At 32.6% G+C, this 21,773-nt stretch carries 20 protein-coding genes, 1 tRNA gene and 1 pseudogene; 12 read left to right on the forward strand and 10 right to left on the reverse strand.

What is annotated here, in order from left to right:
• Positions 1-22: 22 nt before the first annotated feature.
• Positions 23-1,624, forward strand: coding sequence for a bifunctional aspartate transaminase/aspartate 4-decarboxylase (locus tag A9G07_RS05365; RefSeq protein ID WP_065562154.1), 1,602 nt, complete (start codon positions 23-25; stop codon positions 1,622-1,624).
• 613 nt (positions 1,625-2,237) lie between these two features.
• Here the strand turns inward: A9G07_RS05365 and A9G07_RS05370 are convergent.
• From A9G07_RS05370 to A9G07_RS05395, 6 genes are all read right to left on the reverse strand, one after another.
• Positions 2,238-3,098: an NAD(P)-dependent oxidoreductase gene (locus A9G07_RS05370; RefSeq protein ID WP_065734323.1), complete on the reverse strand. Its 861-nt coding sequence runs from the start codon at positions 3,096-3,098 to the stop codon at positions 2,238-2,240.
• A gap of 95 nt (positions 3,099-3,193) precedes the next feature.
• On the reverse strand, positions 3,194-4,711 hold the full coding sequence (locus A9G07_RS05375; protein WP_176713952.1) for an FAD/NAD(P)-binding protein: 1,518 nt from the start codon (positions 4,709-4,711) through the stop codon (positions 3,194-3,196).
• Between the two features lie 11 nt (positions 4,712-4,722).
• Positions 4,723-6,072: a CoA-transferase gene (locus A9G07_RS05380; RefSeq protein WP_065734325.1), complete on the reverse strand. Its 1,350-nt coding sequence runs from the start codon at positions 6,070-6,072 to the stop codon at positions 4,723-4,725.
• A gap of 3 nt (positions 6,073-6,075) precedes the next feature.
• Complete coding sequence (locus A9G07_RS05385; protein ID WP_065734326.1) at positions 6,076-6,480, reverse strand: cupin domain-containing protein; 405 nt, start codon at positions 6,478-6,480, stop codon at positions 6,076-6,078.
• A gap of 10 nt (positions 6,481-6,490) precedes the next feature.
• Positions 6,491-6,892, reverse strand: a complete 402-nt coding sequence (locus A9G07_RS05390) for a tautomerase family protein (protein ID WP_065734327.1) — start codon at positions 6,890-6,892, stop codon at positions 6,491-6,493.
• 5 nt (positions 6,893-6,897) lie between these two features.
• Entirely contained in the window at positions 6,898-7,437 is a 540-nt protein-coding gene (locus A9G07_RS05395; protein WP_065734328.1) for an HPP family protein, read from the reverse strand.
• A 114-nt stretch (positions 7,438-7,551) separates the two neighbouring features.
• Between A9G07_RS05395 and A9G07_RS05400 the strand changes: the two genes are divergently transcribed.
• From A9G07_RS05400 to A9G07_RS05415, 4 genes and pseudogenes are all read left to right on the forward strand, one after another.
• Complete coding sequence (locus tag A9G07_RS05400) at positions 7,552-8,109, forward strand: TetR/AcrR family transcriptional regulator (protein ID WP_065734329.1); 558 nt, start codon at positions 7,552-7,554, stop codon at positions 8,107-8,109.
• A gap of 68 nt (positions 8,110-8,177) precedes the next feature.
• A pseudogene (locus A9G07_RS05405) lies at positions 8,178-8,591 on the forward strand (bifunctional aspartate transaminase/aspartate 4-decarboxylase); the annotation flags it as partial.
• 398 nt (positions 8,592-8,989) lie between these two features.
• Positions 8,990-10,156: a serine hydrolase domain-containing protein gene (locus A9G07_RS05410; RefSeq protein WP_065734331.1), complete on the forward strand. Its 1,167-nt coding sequence runs from the start codon at positions 8,990-8,992 to the stop codon at positions 10,154-10,156.
• Between the two features lie 1,028 nt (positions 10,157-11,184).
• A complete protein-coding gene (locus A9G07_RS05415; protein WP_141677477.1) occupies positions 11,185-12,333 on the forward strand; it encodes a hypothetical protein in 1,149 nt (382 codons plus the stop codon).
• A gap of 949 nt (positions 12,334-13,282) precedes the next feature.
• On the opposite strand, the gene A9G07_RS05425 is transcribed toward A9G07_RS05415, so the two are convergent.
• Together A9G07_RS05425 and A9G07_RS05430 are read right to left on the reverse strand one after the other, a co-directional pair.
• The gene (locus A9G07_RS05425; protein ID WP_065734334.1) at positions 13,283-13,639 is read right to left on the reverse strand and encodes a tetratricopeptide repeat protein; all 357 of its coding nucleotides are present in this window, start codon (positions 13,637-13,639) and stop codon (positions 13,283-13,285) included.
• A 544-nt stretch (positions 13,640-14,183) separates the two neighbouring features.
• Positions 14,184-14,271: transfer RNA gene (locus A9G07_RS05430), tRNA-Ser, on the reverse strand.
• A gap of 193 nt (positions 14,272-14,464) precedes the next feature.
• On the opposite strand from A9G07_RS05430, the gene A9G07_RS05435 reads away from it, so the two are divergent.
• The 6 genes from A9G07_RS05435 to A9G07_RS05460 are packed head-to-tail and all read left to right on the forward strand — an operon-like array spanning position 14,465 to position 17,952.
• Positions 14,465-14,782, forward strand: coding sequence for a TusE/DsrC/DsvC family sulfur relay protein (locus A9G07_RS05435; RefSeq protein ID WP_065734335.1), 318 nt, complete (start codon positions 14,465-14,467; stop codon positions 14,780-14,782).
• Between the two features lie 21 nt (positions 14,783-14,803).
• Positions 14,804-15,097 (forward strand): cell division protein FtsB, encoded by a 294-nt coding sequence (gene ftsB, locus A9G07_RS05440; RefSeq protein ID WP_065562145.1) that lies wholly within the window; start codon positions 14,804-14,806, stop codon positions 15,095-15,097.
• The gene (ispD, locus tag A9G07_RS05445) at positions 15,094-15,795 is read left to right on the forward strand and encodes a 2-C-methyl-D-erythritol 4-phosphate cytidylyltransferase (RefSeq protein WP_442903357.1); all 702 of its coding nucleotides are present in this window, start codon (positions 15,094-15,096) and stop codon (positions 15,793-15,795) included. Before ftsB ends, ispD begins: the two co-directional genes overlap by 4 nt.
• A gap of 12 nt (positions 15,796-15,807) precedes the next feature.
• Complete coding sequence (ispF, locus tag A9G07_RS05450) at positions 15,808-16,293, forward strand: 2-C-methyl-D-erythritol 2,4-cyclodiphosphate synthase (RefSeq protein ID WP_065734336.1); 486 nt, start codon at positions 15,808-15,810, stop codon at positions 16,291-16,293.
• Between the two features lie 16 nt (positions 16,294-16,309).
• On the forward strand, positions 16,310-17,326 hold the full coding sequence (truD, locus tag A9G07_RS05455) for a tRNA pseudouridine(13) synthase TruD (protein WP_065734337.1): 1,017 nt from the start codon (positions 16,310-16,312) through the stop codon (positions 17,324-17,326).
• The gene (locus A9G07_RS05460; RefSeq protein WP_065562142.1) at positions 17,326-17,952 is read left to right on the forward strand and encodes a protein-L-isoaspartate(D-aspartate) O-methyltransferase; all 627 of its coding nucleotides are present in this window, start codon (positions 17,326-17,328) and stop codon (positions 17,950-17,952) included. The genes truD and A9G07_RS05460 overlap by 1 nt, the downstream gene beginning before the upstream one ends.
• 54 nt (positions 17,953-18,006) lie before the next feature.
• On the opposite strand, the gene pnuC is transcribed toward A9G07_RS05460, so the two are convergent.
• Both pnuC and nadR read right to left on the reverse strand, forming a co-directional pair.
• A complete protein-coding gene (gene pnuC / locus A9G07_RS05465; protein ID WP_065562141.1) occupies positions 18,007-18,711 on the reverse strand; it encodes a nicotinamide riboside transporter PnuC in 705 nt (234 codons plus the stop codon).
• Entirely contained in the window at positions 18,704-19,948 is a 1,245-nt protein-coding gene (gene nadR / locus A9G07_RS05470) for a multifunctional transcriptional regulator/nicotinamide-nucleotide adenylyltransferase/ribosylnicotinamide kinase NadR (protein WP_065562140.1), read from the reverse strand. Before nadR ends, pnuC begins: the two co-directional genes overlap by 8 nt.
• Positions 19,949-20,176: 228 nt before the next feature.
• Here nadR and A9G07_RS05475 point away from each other — a divergent pair, with 228 nt between their 5' ends.
• Positions 20,177-21,754, forward strand: a complete 1,578-nt coding sequence (locus tag A9G07_RS05475) for a DUF4139 domain-containing protein (protein ID WP_065734338.1) — start codon at positions 20,177-20,179, stop codon at positions 21,752-21,754.
• The last annotated feature ends 19 nt before the right edge of the window (positions 21,755-21,773 follow it).

The raw sequence follows: 21,773 nt of genomic DNA on the forward strand, positions 1-21,773 counted from the left end.
CTCAAATTAAGGATACATGGTTATGAAAAGTAATAATGAATATGCAAAATATGCGAATTTAAGTCCTTTTGAATTGAAAGATAATTTAATTAAACTAGCACAAAGCCATACTGACCGTGTAATGTTAAATGCGGGGCGTGGTAATCCTAATTTCTTGGCAACATGGCCACGACAAGCTTTTTTCCAACTTGGCGTTTTTGCTTTGCAAGAGTCTGAAATGTCTTTTTCATATATGAATGAAGGCATAGGAGGAATGCCAATTAAGGCTGGTTTAACAGGTCGTTTTGAACATTTTGTCCGTCAAAATTATCAAACTCCTGGCGTGTCATTTTTAGGTAAAGCGTTTTCATATATTCGCGATCAACTTGGTCTAGATGAAAATGCCTTCTTACAAGAGATGGTGGAAGGTATTTTGGGCTGTAACTATCCAGTACCTGATAGAATGCTGCATTTTAGTGAAGAGGTGGTTAAAGCCTATGTTCTTTCTCAAATGGGTGCGCAATATTTAAGACGAGATGATCTTGATCTATTTGCTGTTGAAGGTGGTACTGCTGCAATGGCTTATATTTTCAATTCAATGAAAGAAAATAACTTAATCCAAAAAGGTGATAAAATTGCAATTGGTGCACCTATTTTTACGCCGTATTTGGAAATTCCAGAGCTTAATGATTATCAATTGGTTGAAGTGTTAGTTAATTCTGATCCTGATAAAAATTGGCAATATCCAGAAGCCGAATTGCGCAAATTAGAAGATCCTTCCATCAAAGCATTTTATTTAGTTAACCCATCTAATCCGCCATCAGTAAAAATTGATGATAAAAGTTTGAAAATCATTGCTGATATTGTGAAAAAACGTCCAGATTTAATTATTTTAACTGATGATGTTTACGGTACATTTGCTGATGATTTCCAATCCTTATTTGCTATTTGTCCTAAAAATACGATTTTAGTTTATTCATTCTCTAAGTATTTTGGTGCAACAGGTTGGCGTTTAGGTGTGATTGCAATAGCACACGATAATATTTTAGATAACAAAATTAAAGCATTACCAAGCAAGGCTAGACAGATTTTAGATAAACGTTACAGCTCAATTGTGACCGATCCTGAAAATCTTAAATTTATCGATCGTTTAGTAGCAGATAGCCGTGCGGTTGCGTTAAATCACACTGCTGGTCTTTCTACGCCACAACAGGTTCAAATGGTGTTATTTGCATTATGTGAGATGATGGATACCGATCAAAGTTATAAAGCCGCATTGAAATCATTAATTCGTCGTCGAGCAGCATCATTGTATCAACATTTAGGACTTGAACATCATACTGATGAAAATAGTGTCGATTATTATACCTTAATTGATCTAGAACATATTTGTCGTGAACTTTATGATGATAAGTTTGCTAAATGGATCTTAAAAAATAAAAATCCATCTGAAATGTTATTTAGAATTGCTGATGAAGCTGGTGTAGTTTTATTACCAGGTAAAGGGTTTGCAGTGCAACATCCATCTGCTCGGGCTTCATTAGCTAACTTAAATGAATATCAATATGCAGCAATTGGTTTATCTATGCGTAAACTTGCACAAGAGTATTATGCAGAGTACCAAGGTAAAGCTAATAAAAAATAGATAATCATACTGATTAACTTATCAACTCTACTATCAAACCCTAGATTATCTAGGGTTTTTATTTTATATATCTCTTCAATTTTATTTTAAATATTAGCTATTAAATTCAAATGACGAACTAGTTAATTTAATATATCTGCATAAGTTCAATATTTCATCTTGTGCTAACAAACTTAGTTTGTTCTGTAAGTTTCTTTCATATCTCCTATTTACAGTCCGTTTTATCTACATACACTTTATAGTTTCATTTATTAAATGTCTTAGTCTAAACTCATGGCTCGGAGCTTATATTGCATCACGTTGAAGCATTTTATAACACGCCAGTTTTTACCTAGGAAAATACTTTACCATCAGTGATTGTTATTTCATTGTAATTGAAAATACTACTTTGTGTCTTAATGAAAGGCATAGAAAATGAATACTTCTATGCCGAGTTTCGAAAAAGCCTATAATTACTAATTTAGCCATGTACTTTATCTTTTAGGTTAACTAAGGTTTCAACAAAATTTTCTATACCTAAACCGATATCTCTCAATTAACGAAATATAGCTTTAATGCTTCAGCTATACTTCATTCAAATATTTTTAATTAAGTGACTAGTACTTTCGGAATTTTAATTTATCTTAAGAAATTTATAGACTATTGAAATATCTTCACTTGCCAATCCAGTATTGTTCGCATTTTGCCAGAGCTTTTTAAGCTTGGTTAGGCATGGAGCTTTTTCAGGAGATAAATTCTTTAAAGCTAATTTAACATCTTTTAAAGCATGTCGCAATTCCATCTGGGGTTCATAGTCATCATTACTTATGATATTCAATTTACCTTTTATATATGGGGCAGACAAAGGTCCATCCTCTAAAGAGCTCCATAATTCTTCGCATGAAAAACCAAATATATCAGCCAGTTGCATGCTTTCGGCAATACCCTCCATCATCATAACAAGTATTGAATTCACAACAAGCTTCATTTTTTGACCATCATCTTCATTATCAAACCATATAACTTTCCGACTAATTGCATCAAAAATTATTTTAAGCATATCAGACTTTAAGTGGGCAGGACTTGCAAAGATTGTAATCTGTGCATTTTGTGCAGGTGCTTTAGTGCCTGAGATAGGAGCATCTATATAAGTTACATTTGGGCATAATTTCTTTAATAACCCTCTTACTTTTTTTGTTCCATTCACACCAATTGTACCCATTTGGCAATAGGCAACATGTTTCGAACAACTTTTTGCAAGCTCTTTGGCAATTTTCAATGTGGTTTTTTCATCAGACAGTATACTAATAATAACATCTGCCGATATGACGGCTTCTTCTATACTGCTTTTTAATTTCAATCCCTTGGATAATAGATTCTCTCCCTTGCTCAAAGTTCTATTCCAAGCAAACACCTTAAAACCTTTGTTCAATAGGTTTTCAGCAAAAGCGTGACCTATTGCTCCAAGACCCAGTATTGCAACTGTTGGACGCATACTTACAAATCTCCATTATTCAATTACAGACTAAAAATTTCCCGCACTAAAACAAGGTTCGACTCTTGCTCTAGCACGAAAAGGAAAGGGTTGTATTATAAATACTCTACACGCGTGTTAATGTCGGATAGATCATACTTCCCAAGAGATTTGATAACTTGCTCAGAACATTCTTCTGCTTGATGGCGTATGATATCGAGTGCAGCTGTAAAAAGATGCCTACCCTTTGTAAGCTCTCCTATTACAAACATGTTATTAATTTCCTTCCCTCTATTATCTATAGGCCTATAATACTTACTAACCTTAATGCCGCCTAATTCATCCTTAACTAAAACTCCTGTTTCGATTAACTGTTTTCCTAAGGTAAAGTCAGATTCGGAAATATTTGAAGGACTACCCGTTGCAAATATAATAGTTCCTATATCATTAGTTATATCGCCTTTTTCAGGTCTAAGTTCCACCATGTTTCTATCTTTACAAAACTCGAACTTTCCTGAAGAAAAGATTACTTCATTGGATTTGATAAAAGAAAGCATTTTTTCAGCGTTTTCCACAGGAATTGAAACCCTCATCGCCATTAACTTATTTAGAACATCACTAAGTACATATTTTTTATCAATGTCTTTAATCAATGACCAAATATCAGACAAACTTCTATTAGTATCATAAAGAACAGCCTGCCAGGCTCTATCTTTTGAAGCAAGGGAGATTTCGTCCTCTAAATAAGTTTCTAAAGAGTTTATAGGATATTTATTAAATAACCCTGTTATATCCTCATCAGTTGAATGGTTTCTTGTAGTCCTATAATATTCGACTTCCTTACTATATAGTTCCATAATATCACTGAGGGTAATAGAGTTTTTAAAATGGCAATTAATGTGATTTTTACAAAGATAGGTATTTGTATATCTTCCTTGAATACCTCTAACACTAGGAAAAGTGCCGTTTATACAATGCATTGCAATTTTGCCGTTATATCCAGATTCTTTCAATGAAATAATTGTATCTATAGCACTCAATCTTGAGCCTATTACAGCAATATTGCGATCCATATCGACTCTTTGAATTAAAGATTGTGTAGGATAAGGATTTTGAATGATTTTTGCACCTAGAGTATATATTTTATCGTCAATTATTCTATTAGTTGTTCCAGTAGCAAGTATCAAAAAGTCTGATTTATATGACTCGCCTAAATCATTTATTAGAAGAAAGTCATTTTCTTTTCTCATTATTGAAAGAATCTTCTCATCCTTTTCAATTACCTCAACATTGTCAATATCTGCTTTAACAATTGACTTCCATCTACATAATAAATATTCACCAAAAAGTGCTCTAGAAACAAATTCTTCTTCACCAATTGATAGAGCCAGATCAGACTCATTCTCAACCCAATTGAGAAAGTCTCGTGGCTTTCGTTCATCAAAGGTTAGATAACCAGCTCTTGTATTCATTAAATTAGAGTGACTATCTTTTAAATAGGCGTTTCCTCTTCCCATCTTAACTTTTTCATCAAAAATTCTTATAGTGAGCTTAATATTTGCAAACTCTTTGTATTTGCGTTTAACTGCATTAACTAAAGACAAACTAGCGGCTCCACCGCCTACAATTGACATGGTTATATCCTTCATATATCCCTCTTTATAGTTTTGAGTTTTCCGTTAAATATTCTATATTTATCCTCTTCCGTCACAATAATAACTTCTTTACTAGCAAACCTTGGATGAGAAAAATCTACTGTTATGTGTTCTACTTCTTTGACAAACTTACTTTTACCTGTACTAGACTTAGAAAAACCGCAAAGAACAACTTTTTTGCTAGCACTTACAATGTCTATGAATCCTCCGCTTCCTCTTAGTGTATTTTGAAACTTGCTTACATTGACTCGACAATGGTTATCTATTTCAGCAAATCCTAATACACATGCATCAATTCCCATTCCTTGATACATGTTGAAAACATGTGTTGGATCTACGATAGCTTCTGGATTTTCAGCTCCACCAAAAGATAATGCATCATAAGGGACCCCTCCAATTACACCTGACTCTATAGTTATTGGTAAGTTATGGCCATTTTTACAATTCAGAAATCTTGGAACCAGCGCAGGAACACCTATACCAAAATTAAGAATCCTATCCTCTTTTCCTATTTCATTGGCGGCTTTTTTCGCAAGAGCCAATCGTCTTTCCGGGATAGGTGATTGTGAACTTCTATTAATATTACTTGAACCGTAACTAGGTTTGTGATTTATTTTAGGATTCTGTGATACGACAATATAGTCAACCACAAGGCCAGGTATTTGAACCTGTTTAGGCGGGATCGTATCTACTATCTTTTCTACCTGAACTACAACCTTTCCACCAAATCTCTTAGCAGAAAGTGCATCACTCATACATGAACCATGAAGCAACTCTTTATCTATACTTATATTGCCATTTCGATCTGCGTATGAACCTCGCAATAAAGCCCAATCAATTCTTTGTGCTGGATAGTATATGTATTTTTTCCCCAAAAAATCGTGTACTTTAAGTAATGTCTTTGTTTTTCTGTTAAGCACACCTCCATCGTATTCCGGATCTATAAATGTTCCAAATCCAACTTCAGTTTTAAAACCATCTGCTCCATGAGCGATTGAATTAATCCAATGTTTAACCACACCTAGCGGCCAATTATGAGCTTTGATTAGACCATCCAAAGCCATTTTGGAGAGATTGGGGGTAAATCCCCAAAAACCTCCTATAGCAAACTTTACCAATCCATTAACAGCCAAGTTATCGATCCCAGCACCTTGCATATCGCCTACACTGGAAACAAAAAAAATCCCTAAATCAAGATGTTCTTGAGTGGTTTCAAATCTTTCTCTTATTGCTTTTAATAGATCCTCCGGAGCCCCACAGCAACCAAAGCCACCAACTAAAATATTTTGACTTTTCCTGATTTGTGACGCAAAAAATTCCCCTGTAACAAAAGAAGACATAAATTAGTCCTCTATTAATTGAGTTGGTTTATATCTAGATGCCAGAATGATGCATCCTTCATCTGATTTTGCACCAAGACTATGTACAGTACCTGGAGCTCTAACGATTAACATTCCAGGCTTATACTCAACACCATTTTCAATGTATACGCCCTTGACAACGAATACGCTTTCGTATCCTATGTGTACATGTGCTGGCGATCTAGATCCCATTGAATAACGTAAAAAAGCCATATCTGGGCCACCACTCGGAGACTCATCAAAAATTACTGCTATCTCAACACCTTCACGTATCCCGGGAAGATATGGTTTAAAATCTAGTTTCTCCTCGTCAAAGGAGAACTCTGTATTTAATCGCAAATCAAATACGAAGTCGTTATTTTCAGGTGGAGTGTCAAAATTCATCATAATGTTTTCCTCAGTTGAAATCCTTACTTTTGTTATCTTTTCTATCCGATTGTGTCTTTCCATCATATCCCCAATTTTTTGAATCTAATTCAATTATTGAGACATAATTGGCATAACCTCCACTAGGTATATCAAGGCTATCCTTCATTAACTTGTTTATGGTTGAAATCCATATTGCTTTATCCTCTTTTGTATTAGTTCCCTCAGTTATAAATATTTTTACTGAATAATCAGTTGTGTAATTTCCACTTAATTCATTTGGGAAGCAATTTGAAAAATTATTCAAAACAACAGCAGTCACCGCTCTGTCTTTTCCTAAAATGTTGACTGTTTCATCAATGGCACTATTAACTATAGACTTTGTATCTAGTTGCGAACCAGTTCGGTAAATATTGATCTCGATTAAAGGCATATTACTTATTTCTCCTTTTTATCATTAAAAAATGCTAACCAATAAATTGGCCATTTGTTTTTTGATAGTAGATTGTTAACAGCATAGGCTATTATTACCAGAGAGAAGGAGCCTGAGAGCACGGGAAACAACAAAAAGCTGAAATCGTAATTAACCTGACTCGCTGTTAATAAAATAACCAACGGATTAGCACCTGCTGGTGGATGTACACATCTTAAGAATTGCATTGCTGCAATAGCACAACCCACCGCTAAAGCAGTAATAAAAATTGAATCACCAAATAATTTCAAAAATATAAGACCAATAAATGCTGATATAAGATGCCCAAAAATTACATTCCTTGGCTGTGCAAGAGGAGACTGAGAAACAGCAAATAAGATAACACATGAAGCTCCAAATGGAGCCATAATAAAATAGCTACCAGAATAGATAGTCAGATATTCCAGAGTTAAAATTGCCAAAGTTCCGCCTAACAGTCCTTGAAATAAATCAAGTAATTTAGGTCTATTAGGTAGTTTTTCACTACCCCAAAGAAAGAATTTCATTAATTGTTTTCCTTATAAGTTATAATATATGAATAGAAAATATGAACAGATCTGTACACAAAATTGATGGTAGTACAGATCTGTTCACTTTGCAATTTATTTAGGTGATTTATTTTGAAAAAAACAGATGAATTAATTATTAAGACAGCAGAAAAACTGTTTTATCGAACTGGTTTTTCTAGTGTAGGAGTAGATGATATTAGGGATATATCAGGATGTTCTAAAACAACTTTATACAATCACTTTGGAAGCAAGGATAAACTTATCGTAGAAGTGTTAAAACATAGAGACTCAATATTTCGTTCAAAGCTTGAGGATTCTATTAAAGGACTCTATGGAAAAAATGCTATTTTGGAAATATTTAAATGGCATAAAAAATGGTTTTCTGAAGTGGATTATAATGGCTGTTTATTCATGCGAGCAGTTGAGGAAATGCGTGAAACCTTGCCTTGCGTATCAGATATACTTATGGAGCATAAAGAATTTGTTAGACATCTAATTTATTCAAAACTTGAAGATTATTCATATAAAGAGTCTTTGACAAATAAACTGATGGTGATTCTTGAAGGATTAATTAATATTAGTGTAGTGTATAAAAATGATAGGGATCTTAATGATCAGATTGAACAAGATACCATTAATTTAGTATCAGAGATGATGAATAGGAATTAAGAATACAAATTAAAAATGTTTAATTGAAAGTAACTGTCAAATCAGAAAAATAATAATTTTCGAATTCACTTAGTGCATTGTGTGAAATGAGGGATACTGATCAAAGTTATAAAGCCGCATTGAAATCGTTAATTCGTCGTCGAGCAGCATCATTGTATCAACATTTGGGACTTGAGCATCATACTGATGAAAATAGTGTCGATTATTATACCTTAATTGATCTAGAACATATTTGTCGTGAACTTTATGATGATAAGTTTGCTAAATGGATCTTAAAAAATAAAAATCCGTCTGAAATGTTATTTAGAATTGCTGATGAAGCTGGTGTAGTTTTATTACCAGGTAAAGGGTTTGTATTGCAACATCCATCTGCTCGGGCTTCATTAGCTAACTTAAATGAATATCAATATGCAGCGATTGGTTTATCTATGCGTAAATTAGCTCAAGAATACTATGATGAGTATAAAACAAAGCAAAAATAAACCGGATTAAAGTAAGGACGATTTATTGTTTTACTGCATCAACTTAAACCCTAGAATATCTAGGGTTTTTTATTGTGGTTTTATTTAATAATTTAAGAATAGTGTATTGGTTTTTATTATTAATTTATGCTAGTAACACAATAAAAAGCTTAAGGAATTTTCTGGATAAATTTATGATCTAAGGTTAATAAAAATAGAAACTATCGTTAGTTTAAGTTATCAATATTATTGATAACCTTGTAGTTTAGGTTCTACCAGGGCTACAAGATAAATCTGATAAACTTATTTAAAACAGCTAAATAATTTTATTGGTTAATTAAATTAGATTATTATTCAAAAATTATATATAAAAAAGTAACACCCATTATTAAGTTATAAATAATGTATAAGGATGTATTATGAATACTAACCATCTATCAGCAGCAATGTCTAAAAGTATCAATCACGTCAATCAAGAAGCTATAGAAAACAAAAGAATCGTTGGTTCTGTTGTTATAGTGGCTAAAAATGGAGAAATTATCTATCAGCAAGCTTGTGGTTATGCTAATCGTGAACAAAAAATACCTATGCATACTGACTCGCTATTTTTATTGTCATCTGTTACGAAGCCAATAGTGACAGCTGCTGCATTATGTTTAGTAGAAAAAGGATTACTTAATTTACAATCGCCGGTTACCGATTATCTTCCTAGCTTCACTCCTAAGCTTGACAGTGGTGAGCAACCGATTATAACTTTACATCATTTACTGACTCATAGTGCTGGGTTGAAGTATCGATTTGATGAACCTAATGGTAAAGGTAATTATAATTCTTTGCAGATTTCTGATGGTTTTGATCAAATTGCTATCAGCTTGGAAGAGAATCTTAAGCGCTTATCTCAAACTACACTTATTTACCAACCAGGGACAAGTTGGTGTTATTCATTAGCACTAGATGTATTAGGAGCAGTAATAGAAGCGGCCACAAAGCAATCATTAGCAAGTGTCATCAAAACTCTAATAACCGAACCTTTAAACATGCCACACACAGGTTTTACTATATCTGAAAGCAGTCAATTGGTAACTCATTATTATGATGCCGTTCCAGAGCCCTTACCAATGCCAAGTCCATATTTTATGCATTTAGGTGCGGAATGGAATAATGGAATTTTATCTTATGATCCTAAACGGATATACAATAATAATGCTTACCAATCTGGTGGCGCAGGTATGGTTGGCAATGCGTGTGAGTTTATACAATTTTTGTTAGCATTAACCGAAAAAAATAATCCAATAAGCGAACAAAAATTAATGGATAAAATGGCTAAATGTTATATTAGTAGTGACTTTGCTACTCAAGGTCCAGGTTGGGGATTTGGTTATGGCGGTGCTGTACTTGATAATCCAGCTATAGCTCAAACACCTCAAGGTGAAGGTACAATAGAGTGGGTTGGTGTGTACGGTCATGATTGGTTTTACGACCCTCAACAAGATTTAGCAGTTGTTATTTTTACTAATACAGCGATAGAAGGAATGTCAGGCCTATACCCCAAAAAAATCAAAGAGGCGATATATCGTTGTATTTAAAGTAATAGCTAACAAAATCGATAACTACATTTATTATTTTAAGTTAATATAATATTAAAAGTTCTGTTCTATCGTAATGAATTGATTAATAAATTGTTCTTATTGAGATTAGCTATAGTATCGTTTCTAACATTAGCTAACAAAAGCACGTGTACGTTGTTAATGGTGAGTTATATTCTTTGGAAACAGAAGATCTGATTATCATCGACACTAAAATCGATGTCTCATATCAATTTTAGAATGTAACAGAGCATGATGTTACTGAAACTATTTCCTTCACCTGTTTCAAATGTACAAAGTGAAAGTGATTTTGCCTATCCGACGATCTGCTTAATAATTTTTAAGTTTGGTTAATGGTATAAATATTAAACCTAACAGTCACCACAGCATTAATGTCATATGGCGTTACACGACCAATATTCCTAAACACTTCGACTTTCAGTAGCCATTGATTTAAAACAAGCAATGCTACGACTTGCCTAAACAATTTAGTTATATTTTTACAATTGGTACCAACTGATTAATACTGATTGGATAAATTACATCAACTATTGAAAGAGATACAGGTGAATTGATTTTCCCTTGTTGAGAATTATTTATACAAAAATCAATGAAAATCGATACCCAATTATCAGACAAATAAGGTAGTGCAATTAATTTGTTAATTTAGCATTAGTATTTTCTCGTTGTTGATAACGACAAGATGAGTTAACTTGATAGTATCGATCAATTTAAAACTTGATTATAAACATATAAATAATTTGCCATTCACTATTATTGTCATAATAATATGAAAATATAAAATAGCTGAAAATATATAAAATATGCGAATTTTTATTACAATTTTGCTCTCAATTGAATACCTTTTAATTTTTTTTCGACTTGGTCAAAATAGAAACCTTATACTTAGCGATCAAAATGTAACTACAGGTTTAATTATCATTTTATTTATTTTTAATGCTATTATCGGGTTATGTTACTTACTAATCAAATCCAATAAAAAGACAAGTGACTACATAACAATTACAATGTTATTTACAATTATCTTTTTTATCCCGATAAATAACTTAATCATAGAAAATAAAAAGCAAAATTATAGGCAGCAAAAAAAAGCACTTGAAGAGAAATTACTTGGCGATACTTTAAAACCTTTTTATGAAGATAAAGGAACATTAGATGAAAGACGGATTCAAAATCTAAGAGAGAATTTCGCTAAAGGTTATGCAACAAACGGTGGTAAATTTTATTATGGTAGTGCCAATTATGACAAACCAATTTGTCATAAATTTAAACACTCTTTTGTTACCGATGACCAAATGTACATTATTTTAAGTTGTCAAAATCCGGATAACAGCATATTAAGTTATGCGCTAGCTACTCAAAAAGGTAATTCCTCATTTGTTAATCCTTGGAATGGTGGAAGACTAGATCACTATGAAGAATATTTAGTTTCAGAATATCCTTATATCAATTTACTCGATGATAATGATTATACTATTATCTATAAAGATCCTGTTGATGGAACTAGATATGGCAAATATTATGACCAACTATATGTTCTACCAATGTTAGATAAGAATGAAAATGAACTAAAATCCTATATTAGTGATCGTATTATTGAATTTCAAAAACAACATACTCATCAATTCCCTAATGATAAAGTGATTAAATTAGCTTACTATTTACTTGGTTCAAATCAATGCCAATCAGTAGATGATGTTAGCTTATTTGGCGATGATAATTTGATAATGAAATGTAATCAAAAATCTTTTACCGTCAATTATGAAAAACTTTATCAATCAGTCCCTGTTCCATCTTTAATGATTCCATTAGAAGTATTGGGTGATAATCATGATCAGCAAGACTGTTTAATTTGTGCTTGTTCAAAAACAGGTCAGGTACAATTGGAAGAAGCGCCTGATTTTGATGCATCAGCTCTAAAAGAGAGAATTGCTGAACAATGTCAAAATGATAACCAATGGCCTTATAATAAGTGCGTTGGTATTTATTATGAGAGTTTATTAAAAACCGATTTTGGCAATTACTTAAGAGCATCTATCGTCCATGTAAAAGAGGGGACTAAAGTGGCTCAATGTATTGTGGAAGTGTCAGAAAAGAAGTTTACAGAAATACAAACTGGACTGAAAACGAATGGTAACCTGCGTAAAGCTAATTAGTTTAATTGCTAGATGGTATATTGAATAGTATTTTTATTTTATCTTGTTGGGTTTTGATAGGTATTTAGGAAAGATGGCGGAAGCGCTAACTTATCAAAATTATTTTTATACGATTGATTTAAAATCATATTTTAAATAAAAAATAAATCTGCACCCGTCTTAGTATCCGTTCACTGTCTGTACCTTAACTGATCTAAACAGAAACTAGCATACATAAATTTTATTTTTTAACAAATGTAGTATAGCAAAGTTTACTTATTTTTAGCTGGTATCTGTAGTTAATTTTTCAGCATGTTTTGAACAATAAATGAAACATTCCTTTTGACATGAATATGAAAATTTTTCATACACCTTTGCATGATATCTGTCTGTATTTTTTGTATTTTAATTGTTCTAATTAGCTGCAATGCAGCAAAAGAACATAAATGTTGATAATCTGTAATATTATCTAACTCATTATTTCTTAAATTATCCAGCACTGGCACGAATTTATTTTCTGAGATTCCAAAGTAATCTTCTAAAAGATTAGCTTCATCAGCCTCTACCTTTTTAATAATTAACTCATCAATCTTAAGATAGGGCAATAATTTATAAAGTTTATTTGTTTCCTAGAAACTCTGATTTAAGCTTATAATTTCATAAATAACCATGCTGGTTGTTACATTCGATAATACTAGTGGTAGATTTGTTTTGGTAAAAACAATGGAAACAACAAATTATAATCATATTGCTAGCAACACATATTATGTTGTCATTCCAGCGCACGCAACATTTAGTGTTAGTATGCACGAGAGCGATAAACATCATAAAACGGGCATTCCCGACATCATTACGCTTATGACATTAAAAAAATAAAAAAACCGCTTTAGTAGCGGTTTTTTATTATCTGGAGAAATTAAAATTATGGCAAAAATTTCGGGAGTTTTAACCGACGGTGCAGGTCAAGTTATTAATTAAACTTATTTAATTTTTTATAATAACCACATGCAATTACAAATTTTTGGTCACAAGATTTTTCAAACCATTCTTTTGCAATAGATAAATTTTTAGGTACTCCTTGGCCAAAATAATACATTACGCCTAAGTTGTGTTGAGCATATAAATTACCTTGCTCTGCGGATAATTTAAAATAATTTATAGCCTTCTCATAATCTGTAATTGTACTGTTGCCATCAGAATATATCTTACCTAACTTATTTTGAGCTTCTGCGTCTCCGTTGTTTGCTTTCTTAATTAACTCATCAATATCATAAGAATAAACACTAAACGAAAATAAGATAAAAAATATCGCTATTATTTTTTTCATGGTTGATCTCAATAATTAATAAGATGATTATTAAATCATATCCAGTTAAAAGATTCATCTTCAATCTTCAACTTAACATACTCTACCTCATCTTGATACGATTCAAAAATTCCGATTTTGTTTAATCCGTTATTCCGATAAAAGCACTACCAGTCATTGTGTATATCGAGAGAGAGGAAAAATCAAATACGAATCATTTTCGCAATCGTAAATTGAATCGGTGTCTGGGTCGGTTAGTATGTAAATTGTTTTGTGTAGTTTATTGTGATCATGTTATGAAAGATTAGTTAGTTTTATTCATCATAACTAATATTTTTCTGGAGTGTGAATTGAAGTGAAAAGTTGGAAAGCGGATCGCAGAAATTTGCTAAAAATGGTATGAGTTTTACCCTAGCAAAAAAATTGATGATGATTTTCACTGTACGTAAAACAGGTATTTTAGGGAAAATAGATATATTCTAAGTTAATTCTAAGTGATATATTTTGGAAGAGAGTTATTTATTGAGTTTTGAATTGTAACTATTTGATTAATCTCTAGGAAAGATGGCGGAAGCGCAGAGATTCGAACTCTGGGAGGGTCGCCCCTCGCCGGTTTTCAAGACCGGTGCTTTCAACCGCTCAGCCACACTTCCGCAATGGCTGTGAATATTAAAGGAGACGGACTTATTTGTAAATAGCTAATTTAATATTTTTCATCAACTGCTCTAATTTTCGCCAAATTCGGGTCAATTTAGGTAAATTGATATGGTTTACTTACCAAAATTAGTGTTGGAATCTTATTATTTGAGTATAATACACCGCAAATATCAAACCATGTTTTGAAAAATGTTAAATCAACTAGAAACCGATGAAAAAGGCTATTTAAAGAATTGGCAGGATTGGTCTGTTGATTTGGTGCCTGAATTAGCTATTAAAGAGTCTATTGAATTAACTGATGCTCACTGGGAAGTCATTTTATTCGTTCGTGATTTTTATTTAGAATATAAAACATCACCAGCAATCCGTGCGTTAGTTAAAGCAATGGAGAAAAAATTTGGTCCAGAAAAAGGTAATAGTCGCTATTTATATAAATTATTTCCTGACGGACCAGCTAAACAAGCAACTAAACTTGCAGGCTTACCTAAACCTGTGAAATGTATTTAAGTTAAGAGAACAATTATACTCATGATTAGATGGAAACTCCCATTTATATTACTTCTTGTATTAGGGTATTTGCAGTACTCATTATGGTATGGTAAAAATAATTTTTATGATTACCAAGAAAATGTGCAAATGCTTGAAAACCTACATCAAGAGAATGATAAGTTAAAAGCTCGCAACGAACAGATGTTTGCTGAAGTTGAAGATTTACAAAAAGGTTATGAAGCAATAGAAGAACGAGCTCGAAGTCATTTGGGTATGGTTAAACCTAATGAGTACTTTTATCGAATAATTATTGATTCCAACTCACAACAATAAGGTATTACGTGGCAAATAATAGTGATATTATCGCAATCGTTCCTGCCGCAGGAATTGGTTGTCGCATGGATAGTCAATTACCTAAACAATATTTAAAAATTGGTCAAATGACCATTTTAGAACACACCCTACAAAAATTATTAACCCACCCTAAAATCAGTCAAGTAGTAGTGGTGATAAACCAAGAAGATAAGCTTTTTAAAACACTTGATGTCGCATCAAAAGTTAAAGTGACTTATGGTGGTGAAACTCGTGCTGACTCTGTTTTAGCAGGCTTAAACTTAGTTGCTGAAAATCAATGGGCATTAGTCCATGATGCCGCAAGGCCTTGTGTTAGTCATGAAGATATCACTAAATTAATAAATCGAGTTTTACATGAAGACAAAGGTGGAATATTGGCAACCCCACTCAGTGATACGATCAAGCAAGCTTATACAGATGATCCAAATATCATTAGTCACTCTGTGGATCGTACATATTTATGGGGAGCTGCTACACCTCAGTTGTTTAATGCAGGTGAACTTAAAGCATGTTTGAGTAAGGCTTTAAATAATCATGTCGCCATCACTGATGAAGCATCAGCGATAGAGTATTGTGGTGGTCATCCATTATTAATTGAGTGTCGTCGAGATAATATAAAAATCACTCGTCCAGAAGATTTAAGCTTGGCTACGTTTTATTTAACTAATCAAATTTAATATAGGTAGATTATGCGAATAGGTCATGGATTTGATGTACACAAGTTTGGTGGGGAAGGACCAATTATCCTAGGTGGAGTAACAATTCCTTATCAATATGGACTTATTGCTCATTCTGATGGTGATGTCGTTTTACATGCTATCACTGACGCTTTAATTGGCGCATTAGCTTTGGGCGATATTGGTAAACTATTTCCTGATAATGATCCCAAATACAAAAATATAAACAGCCGATTGTTATTACAAGAAGTTTACCAAATTATTCAATCTAAAGGTTATGAATTAGTTAATTTAGATACAACTATTATTGCCCAAGAACCTAAAATGAGACCCCATGTAGATCAAATGCGCGTTAATATTGCTGAAGATTTGAATGTACATTTTGATCAAATTAGTGTTAAAGCAACCACCACCGAGCAACTAGGTTTTACAGGCCGTAAAGAAGGGATAGCTTGTGAGGCAGTAGTACTATTAGCAAAAAAAACAAATACAAAATAAACGATAGGCAAAATAAGTGTTAGCAGAACTTAATTATTTTTATGGTAAACCGACAACTCATGGTTTATATAAACAGCAATTTGAAGATTTCATCGTTATTGAAGAGCTTGGTTTTGAGCTTACTGGTGAAGGTGAACATGTTTTAGTTTATCTTGAAAAGAAAGATTGCAATACGGTCTTTGTCGCCGAACAATTAGCTAAATATGTCGGTATTTCAGCTAAAAATGTCAGTTATGCTGGTCTTAAAGACCGTCAAGCAGTTACCCAGCAATGGTTTAGCTTACATATGCCAGGTAAAGAAACACCTGATTTTTCAAAATTTGATTTAACGGGCTGTCGAATATTGCAGATTACTCGTCATAATAAAAAATTAAAAATAGGGGCTTTAAAAGGTAATCGCTTTAAAATTATTTTAAGAAACTTAACCGATAATATTGAGCCTAAATTAAACACAATTAAACAATATGGTGTCCCTAATTATTTTGGTGAGCAAAGATTTGGACGAGATCAAAATAACATAACCCAAGCAATAAAATGGGCAACTGGCGAAATTTCAGTTAAAGATCGTAAAAAAAGAGGTTTTTATCTTTCTGCTGCTCGTAGTGCTATTTTCAATGATATTGTCAGTCAAAGAATTAAACAAAATATTCAGCAAACGGTGCTCGATGGTGATATATTACAACTATCTAAAAGTAATAGTTGGTTTTTGTCTAAAACTGATGAATTATCACTTTTACAACAACGTTTGCAAAATGGCGAAATTAATATTACTGCACCAATGGTTGGTGATTCGCCATTGGGCACAACATCAGTTGCATTAGAATTTGAAACAAATTGTTTAAAATATTGGTCTTGCTTTGAGGAATTATTCAAGAAAGAACGAATGGAAACAATCAGGCGCTCAATATTATTGCGCCCCGAGCAACTAGAATGGCAATGGATAGGCGAAAATGATATTGAAATCAATTTCTACTTACCTTCTGGTTGCTATGCTACAAGTGTTTTACGCGAATTGATAATTGGAAATGAGTAATGCAAAATTCAAAAATGCAGGCTATGATTAATTTATTGCGCCAGCAGGGAATAAAAGATGATCGTGTTTTAGATGCTATAGCTTCAATACCGCGTGAAAATTTTGTTGATGAAGCGCTTTCTCATCAAGCTTATGATGACCGATCATTACCAATAGGTAGCGGTCAAACCATTTCTCAGCCATATATCGTTGCCAAAATGACTGAATTACTAAGGTTAACGCCGACAGCCAAAGTGCTTGAAATTGGTACAGGTTCAGGATATCAAACCGCAGTACTAGCCAAGCTGGTTGATCATGTCTGCTCAGTAGAAAGAATAAAAAGTTTACAATGGAATACAAAACGGCGATTAAAGCAACTTGATATTCATAACATCTCAACTCGTCATGGTAATGGTTGGCAAGGTTGGCCTGAACGAGGTCCATTTGACGGCATAATCGTTACTGCCGCAGCATCAGAAGTTCCTCAAAGCCTTCTAGAACAGCTTGCTGACAAAGGGCGCTTAGTTTTACCTGTTGGTAAAAACAAACAAACGTTACAATTAATTGAGCGTGATGGAGACAATTTTATAACTACAAATATTGGGGAAGTAAAATTTGTACCGCTTGTTGATGGGGATGTTGAATAAATCGCAAAAAATAGAAAATAATCAATTATTTTCTATTTTTTGATTGAATGTTCTCTATAATTTATTTTCTTTTGCTTTTTCTTCTGAAAGCTTCCATTCACTAATACCGTATAATGCATTAAATAGGTAAATTAAATATTGAGTTGCAATAACAATATTGTCAGTATAAATATTCAAACCGATCACTAATACATTTAACAATACCCACAAATACCAATTGAAGGCGTACCTCATCATTAATAATAGTTGCGCAACTACACCTAAGCCGAATATAAAGCAATTTGTAATGAGTTGATATGAAGTATTGCTCGCACCGATTTCGTTAGTTAAATAGATATTAAAAAATGCTGCAACAATTAAAAATATCAACGCATATAAAAATGCACTTTCATTTAAGGAACGAACTTTAACATTTTTATTCTGATCGAGATTTTTTTGCCAAGTAAATAATCCATAAATATGTGAACCAAAATAGTAAAAAGTAGGTAAGCCAGCCCCAATATTGCCACCAAGAAAATTGGCACAACACTCAGCTACTACAGCAAGCATTCCCAGCACATTTCCTAAGTTTTTTCGTTTAGCTAATAAAATGACACACAATAATCCCAAAAATGCACCAGCATACGATACGGCATAGCGTAAATTGAAATTATTAAATGGATCAGTATACAAAAATGCAAGGGTGACGCAGATAATACAAAATAGTGGATAAAACTTGTTTCGTCCAATAGCGATGATGACATCTCTTAAATTATTCATAATTAATACTCTTATCATTAATAAGTTGATTGACTAATTCAATACAGCGTAAATAACGTTCATCATAGTCAGATGAGTCGATTTGAACATAGCTGATATGATTCTTTTTCAATAATGAGATTAGTAGTTGCTGAAAATCTTTCCGTTGTTTTGGACTTCCTAAACTACGTAAGCCATCAGCAACCCAAGGCGTGTTATTACCTAATAAAATAACCAAATCAAAGCGATAGTTGTTGATCATGGCTTGTAAAAATGGATGCTCTTTACCTTCGTACTTTTTGCAAAATGCTTGCGTGGTAATAAAATCAGTATCAATGAACGACACTTTATTCGCATGTTTGATAGCAAAATCGATATATTGTGCATGTCCTAATGCAATTTTATCGTAATCAGCATATTGCAATGCTCGTTCATCGCCACCGAGTTGAGAAAACACATAATCACGACCATATTCCCAAGCGCTAGTGGTATTAAACATATTGGCTAACTTATTAACTAATGTTGATTTACCACTCGATTCACCACCAAGAATAGCAACAGTTCGTACAAAAAACGGTCTAACTTCAGTTGGAATATATTGCCAATTTTTTAAAGGCGCTTGACGAATTTGTGTACCACTTACTTGCATAAATCGGCGGGTAGGATCAATAAGCACAGTATCTAAATCGAATAAATCTTTATACATCGCTACATCTTGTGGTTCACTCGAATAAACGCAACTAGGATTGATGCCTTTTTCCTTGAATAACTTTTTAACGCGATCGCTCCACTCATTCCAACCATTTGGATATGAAGGAATACCGTCTTCTTCTAAAAGTTCAATATGGATATTTTTTTGATATTTAAACGTTTGTAATAACCAACGAATCCTATCGTTAATTGTTGGTTGGCGTGACATTGCGCTTTCTTTAAATAGTGCCATATCTCGCATCGTATCGGAACAAAGAATCACATAAAGTTCGTCAACTTGGCTAATCGCTCTTTGAATAAGATAAATATGTCCGGTATGTAATGGATAAAACTTACCAAAAATGACACCTACCTTTTTATGTTTACTGTTGGGATCAATTTGCAAATAACGGTGTAGTGATTGTAATTTTTGAGCACTAGGATTTTTGATTTTATCATTAATTAATTGGCTCAAATAACCTTTGGTCATTTGGCAGGCATCAGCAACTGTCTGTAACGATAAATTTTTGCGTTTTATGGCAGTTTTTAAATAACTAAAACCATTCATATCGCCTCCTTACCTTTTGTTTTTTATCTGGAACTAAATTTACATCATTTTTAATAAATGTTCAATATATTAAACAAGGAAAATAATTTTGCCTAATCAATTTAAATCTAATAGTAATTAAATATAAAATAGGAGATACTTTTATAATCTTAAAAATAGGCAATCTTCATTTTAAGTAAAATCTATAATTTAATAATTAAAATCAGAATGATATAAGGAAATAATTCAATGAAAAAAATTGCATTAGCAATAGCATTAATTTCAGGTAGTGCTTTGGCAGATAATAACGTTAAATTAAATAAAGTGACATTATTTATTCAGGGAGCAGAATTACAAGGTCAGTCAACTGTTTCATTAACTAAAGGTGAAAGTGAAATAGTATTAACTGGTATTGCTAATGATGTTAAACCAAATACAATCAATGTAGGTTTTGGTAATAATAGTGACGTCCGAGTATTATCTACATCATTTAGTGATAACTATCTGGCTAATATTCGTAACGGCGAAGATACTCTATTAACTGTTAAAAAAATGAATAAGTTACAAGAAGATCGCGATACATTAGAAATCGAACTCAAAGCTGTTAATGAACAAATTATGCTTTTACAAGGTAACCGTTTAGATACTTTAGCTAAAAAAGGACCTGATGACTTAACAGCAATGAAAAATGTATTAGATTTTGTGAAAACCAATTTGACCACTGCGTTAAATGAACAAAATCGATTACAAAAAGAAATCGATGAGTTAGACAGGCAGATAAGCGAATATGAGAAAAAACTAGATGAAAATCAGAATAACAATGGAAAATTACACAATGCCGTTATAGTCAAAGTTGCTTCTGACAAAGATATAACGCTACCTATCACGCTTTCATATATCACAACTAAAGCAGGTTGGGAACCAGCTTATGATGTGCGAGTAGCGGATATCAATTCACCACTCCAATTAACATATAAAGCAGAAATCCACCAAAACACGGGTTTAGATTGGCAAAATGTTGATTTTAGTTTATCGACATCTAATCCGAGCATAGATATTACTCCACCAGATTTTAATCCCTGGTATATTGACGTTTATAATGAAAAAAGCGGTTTATTTTTTTCCAAATCTGATAAAGAAGATTATTATGAACGCGATGCCAAATCGCAATTGGTTAATCCTAGTCAAATTGGCAATGTTAATACATTAGGTATCAATACCCATTTTGATATCAAATTACCTTATACAATCAAAAATGATAGTAAAAGTAACATAATCACATTACAAACTAAAGATGTTAAAGCAAATTACCAATATGTTTCCATACCAAAATTTGATAGTAGCGTATACTTACTAGCGCAAATAAATGATTGGGATAAGCTGAATTTATTATCAGGAAAAGCCAATATCTTTTTCAGTGGTGATTTTATGGGGGAAACTATCATTTCAACTAAAAATACTAAAGGCTCATTGGATTTTTCATTAGGGCGTGATAAAAATATCTTAGTTTCTCGAAATCGTAATATAAAAGAGACCTCGACTCCTACACTATTTGGTAATGATGTTTCAGAAAAATATGCTTATACTATTGATGTCAAAAATACCAAAGCGTTGCCAATAAATATTGTTGTGAAGGATCAACTACCTGTTATCTTAAATAAAGCGGTAACACTTGATGATGCCAAATATGATGGCGCAGTATATGACAAACAAACCGGATTATTAACGTGGCAATTCAACTTAAACCCAAGTGAAACTAAAAACCTTAATCTAAGTTTTAAAATCACTTATCCAGATGGTAAAGAACGAGATATATATGGTTTATAAACCTAATAAAACAAAGTAT

It is taken from the genome of Gilliamella sp. wkB72, from assembly GCF_001693745.1.
Lineage (GTDB): Bacteria > Pseudomonadota > Gammaproteobacteria > Enterobacterales > Orbaceae > Gilliamella > Gilliamella apicola_E.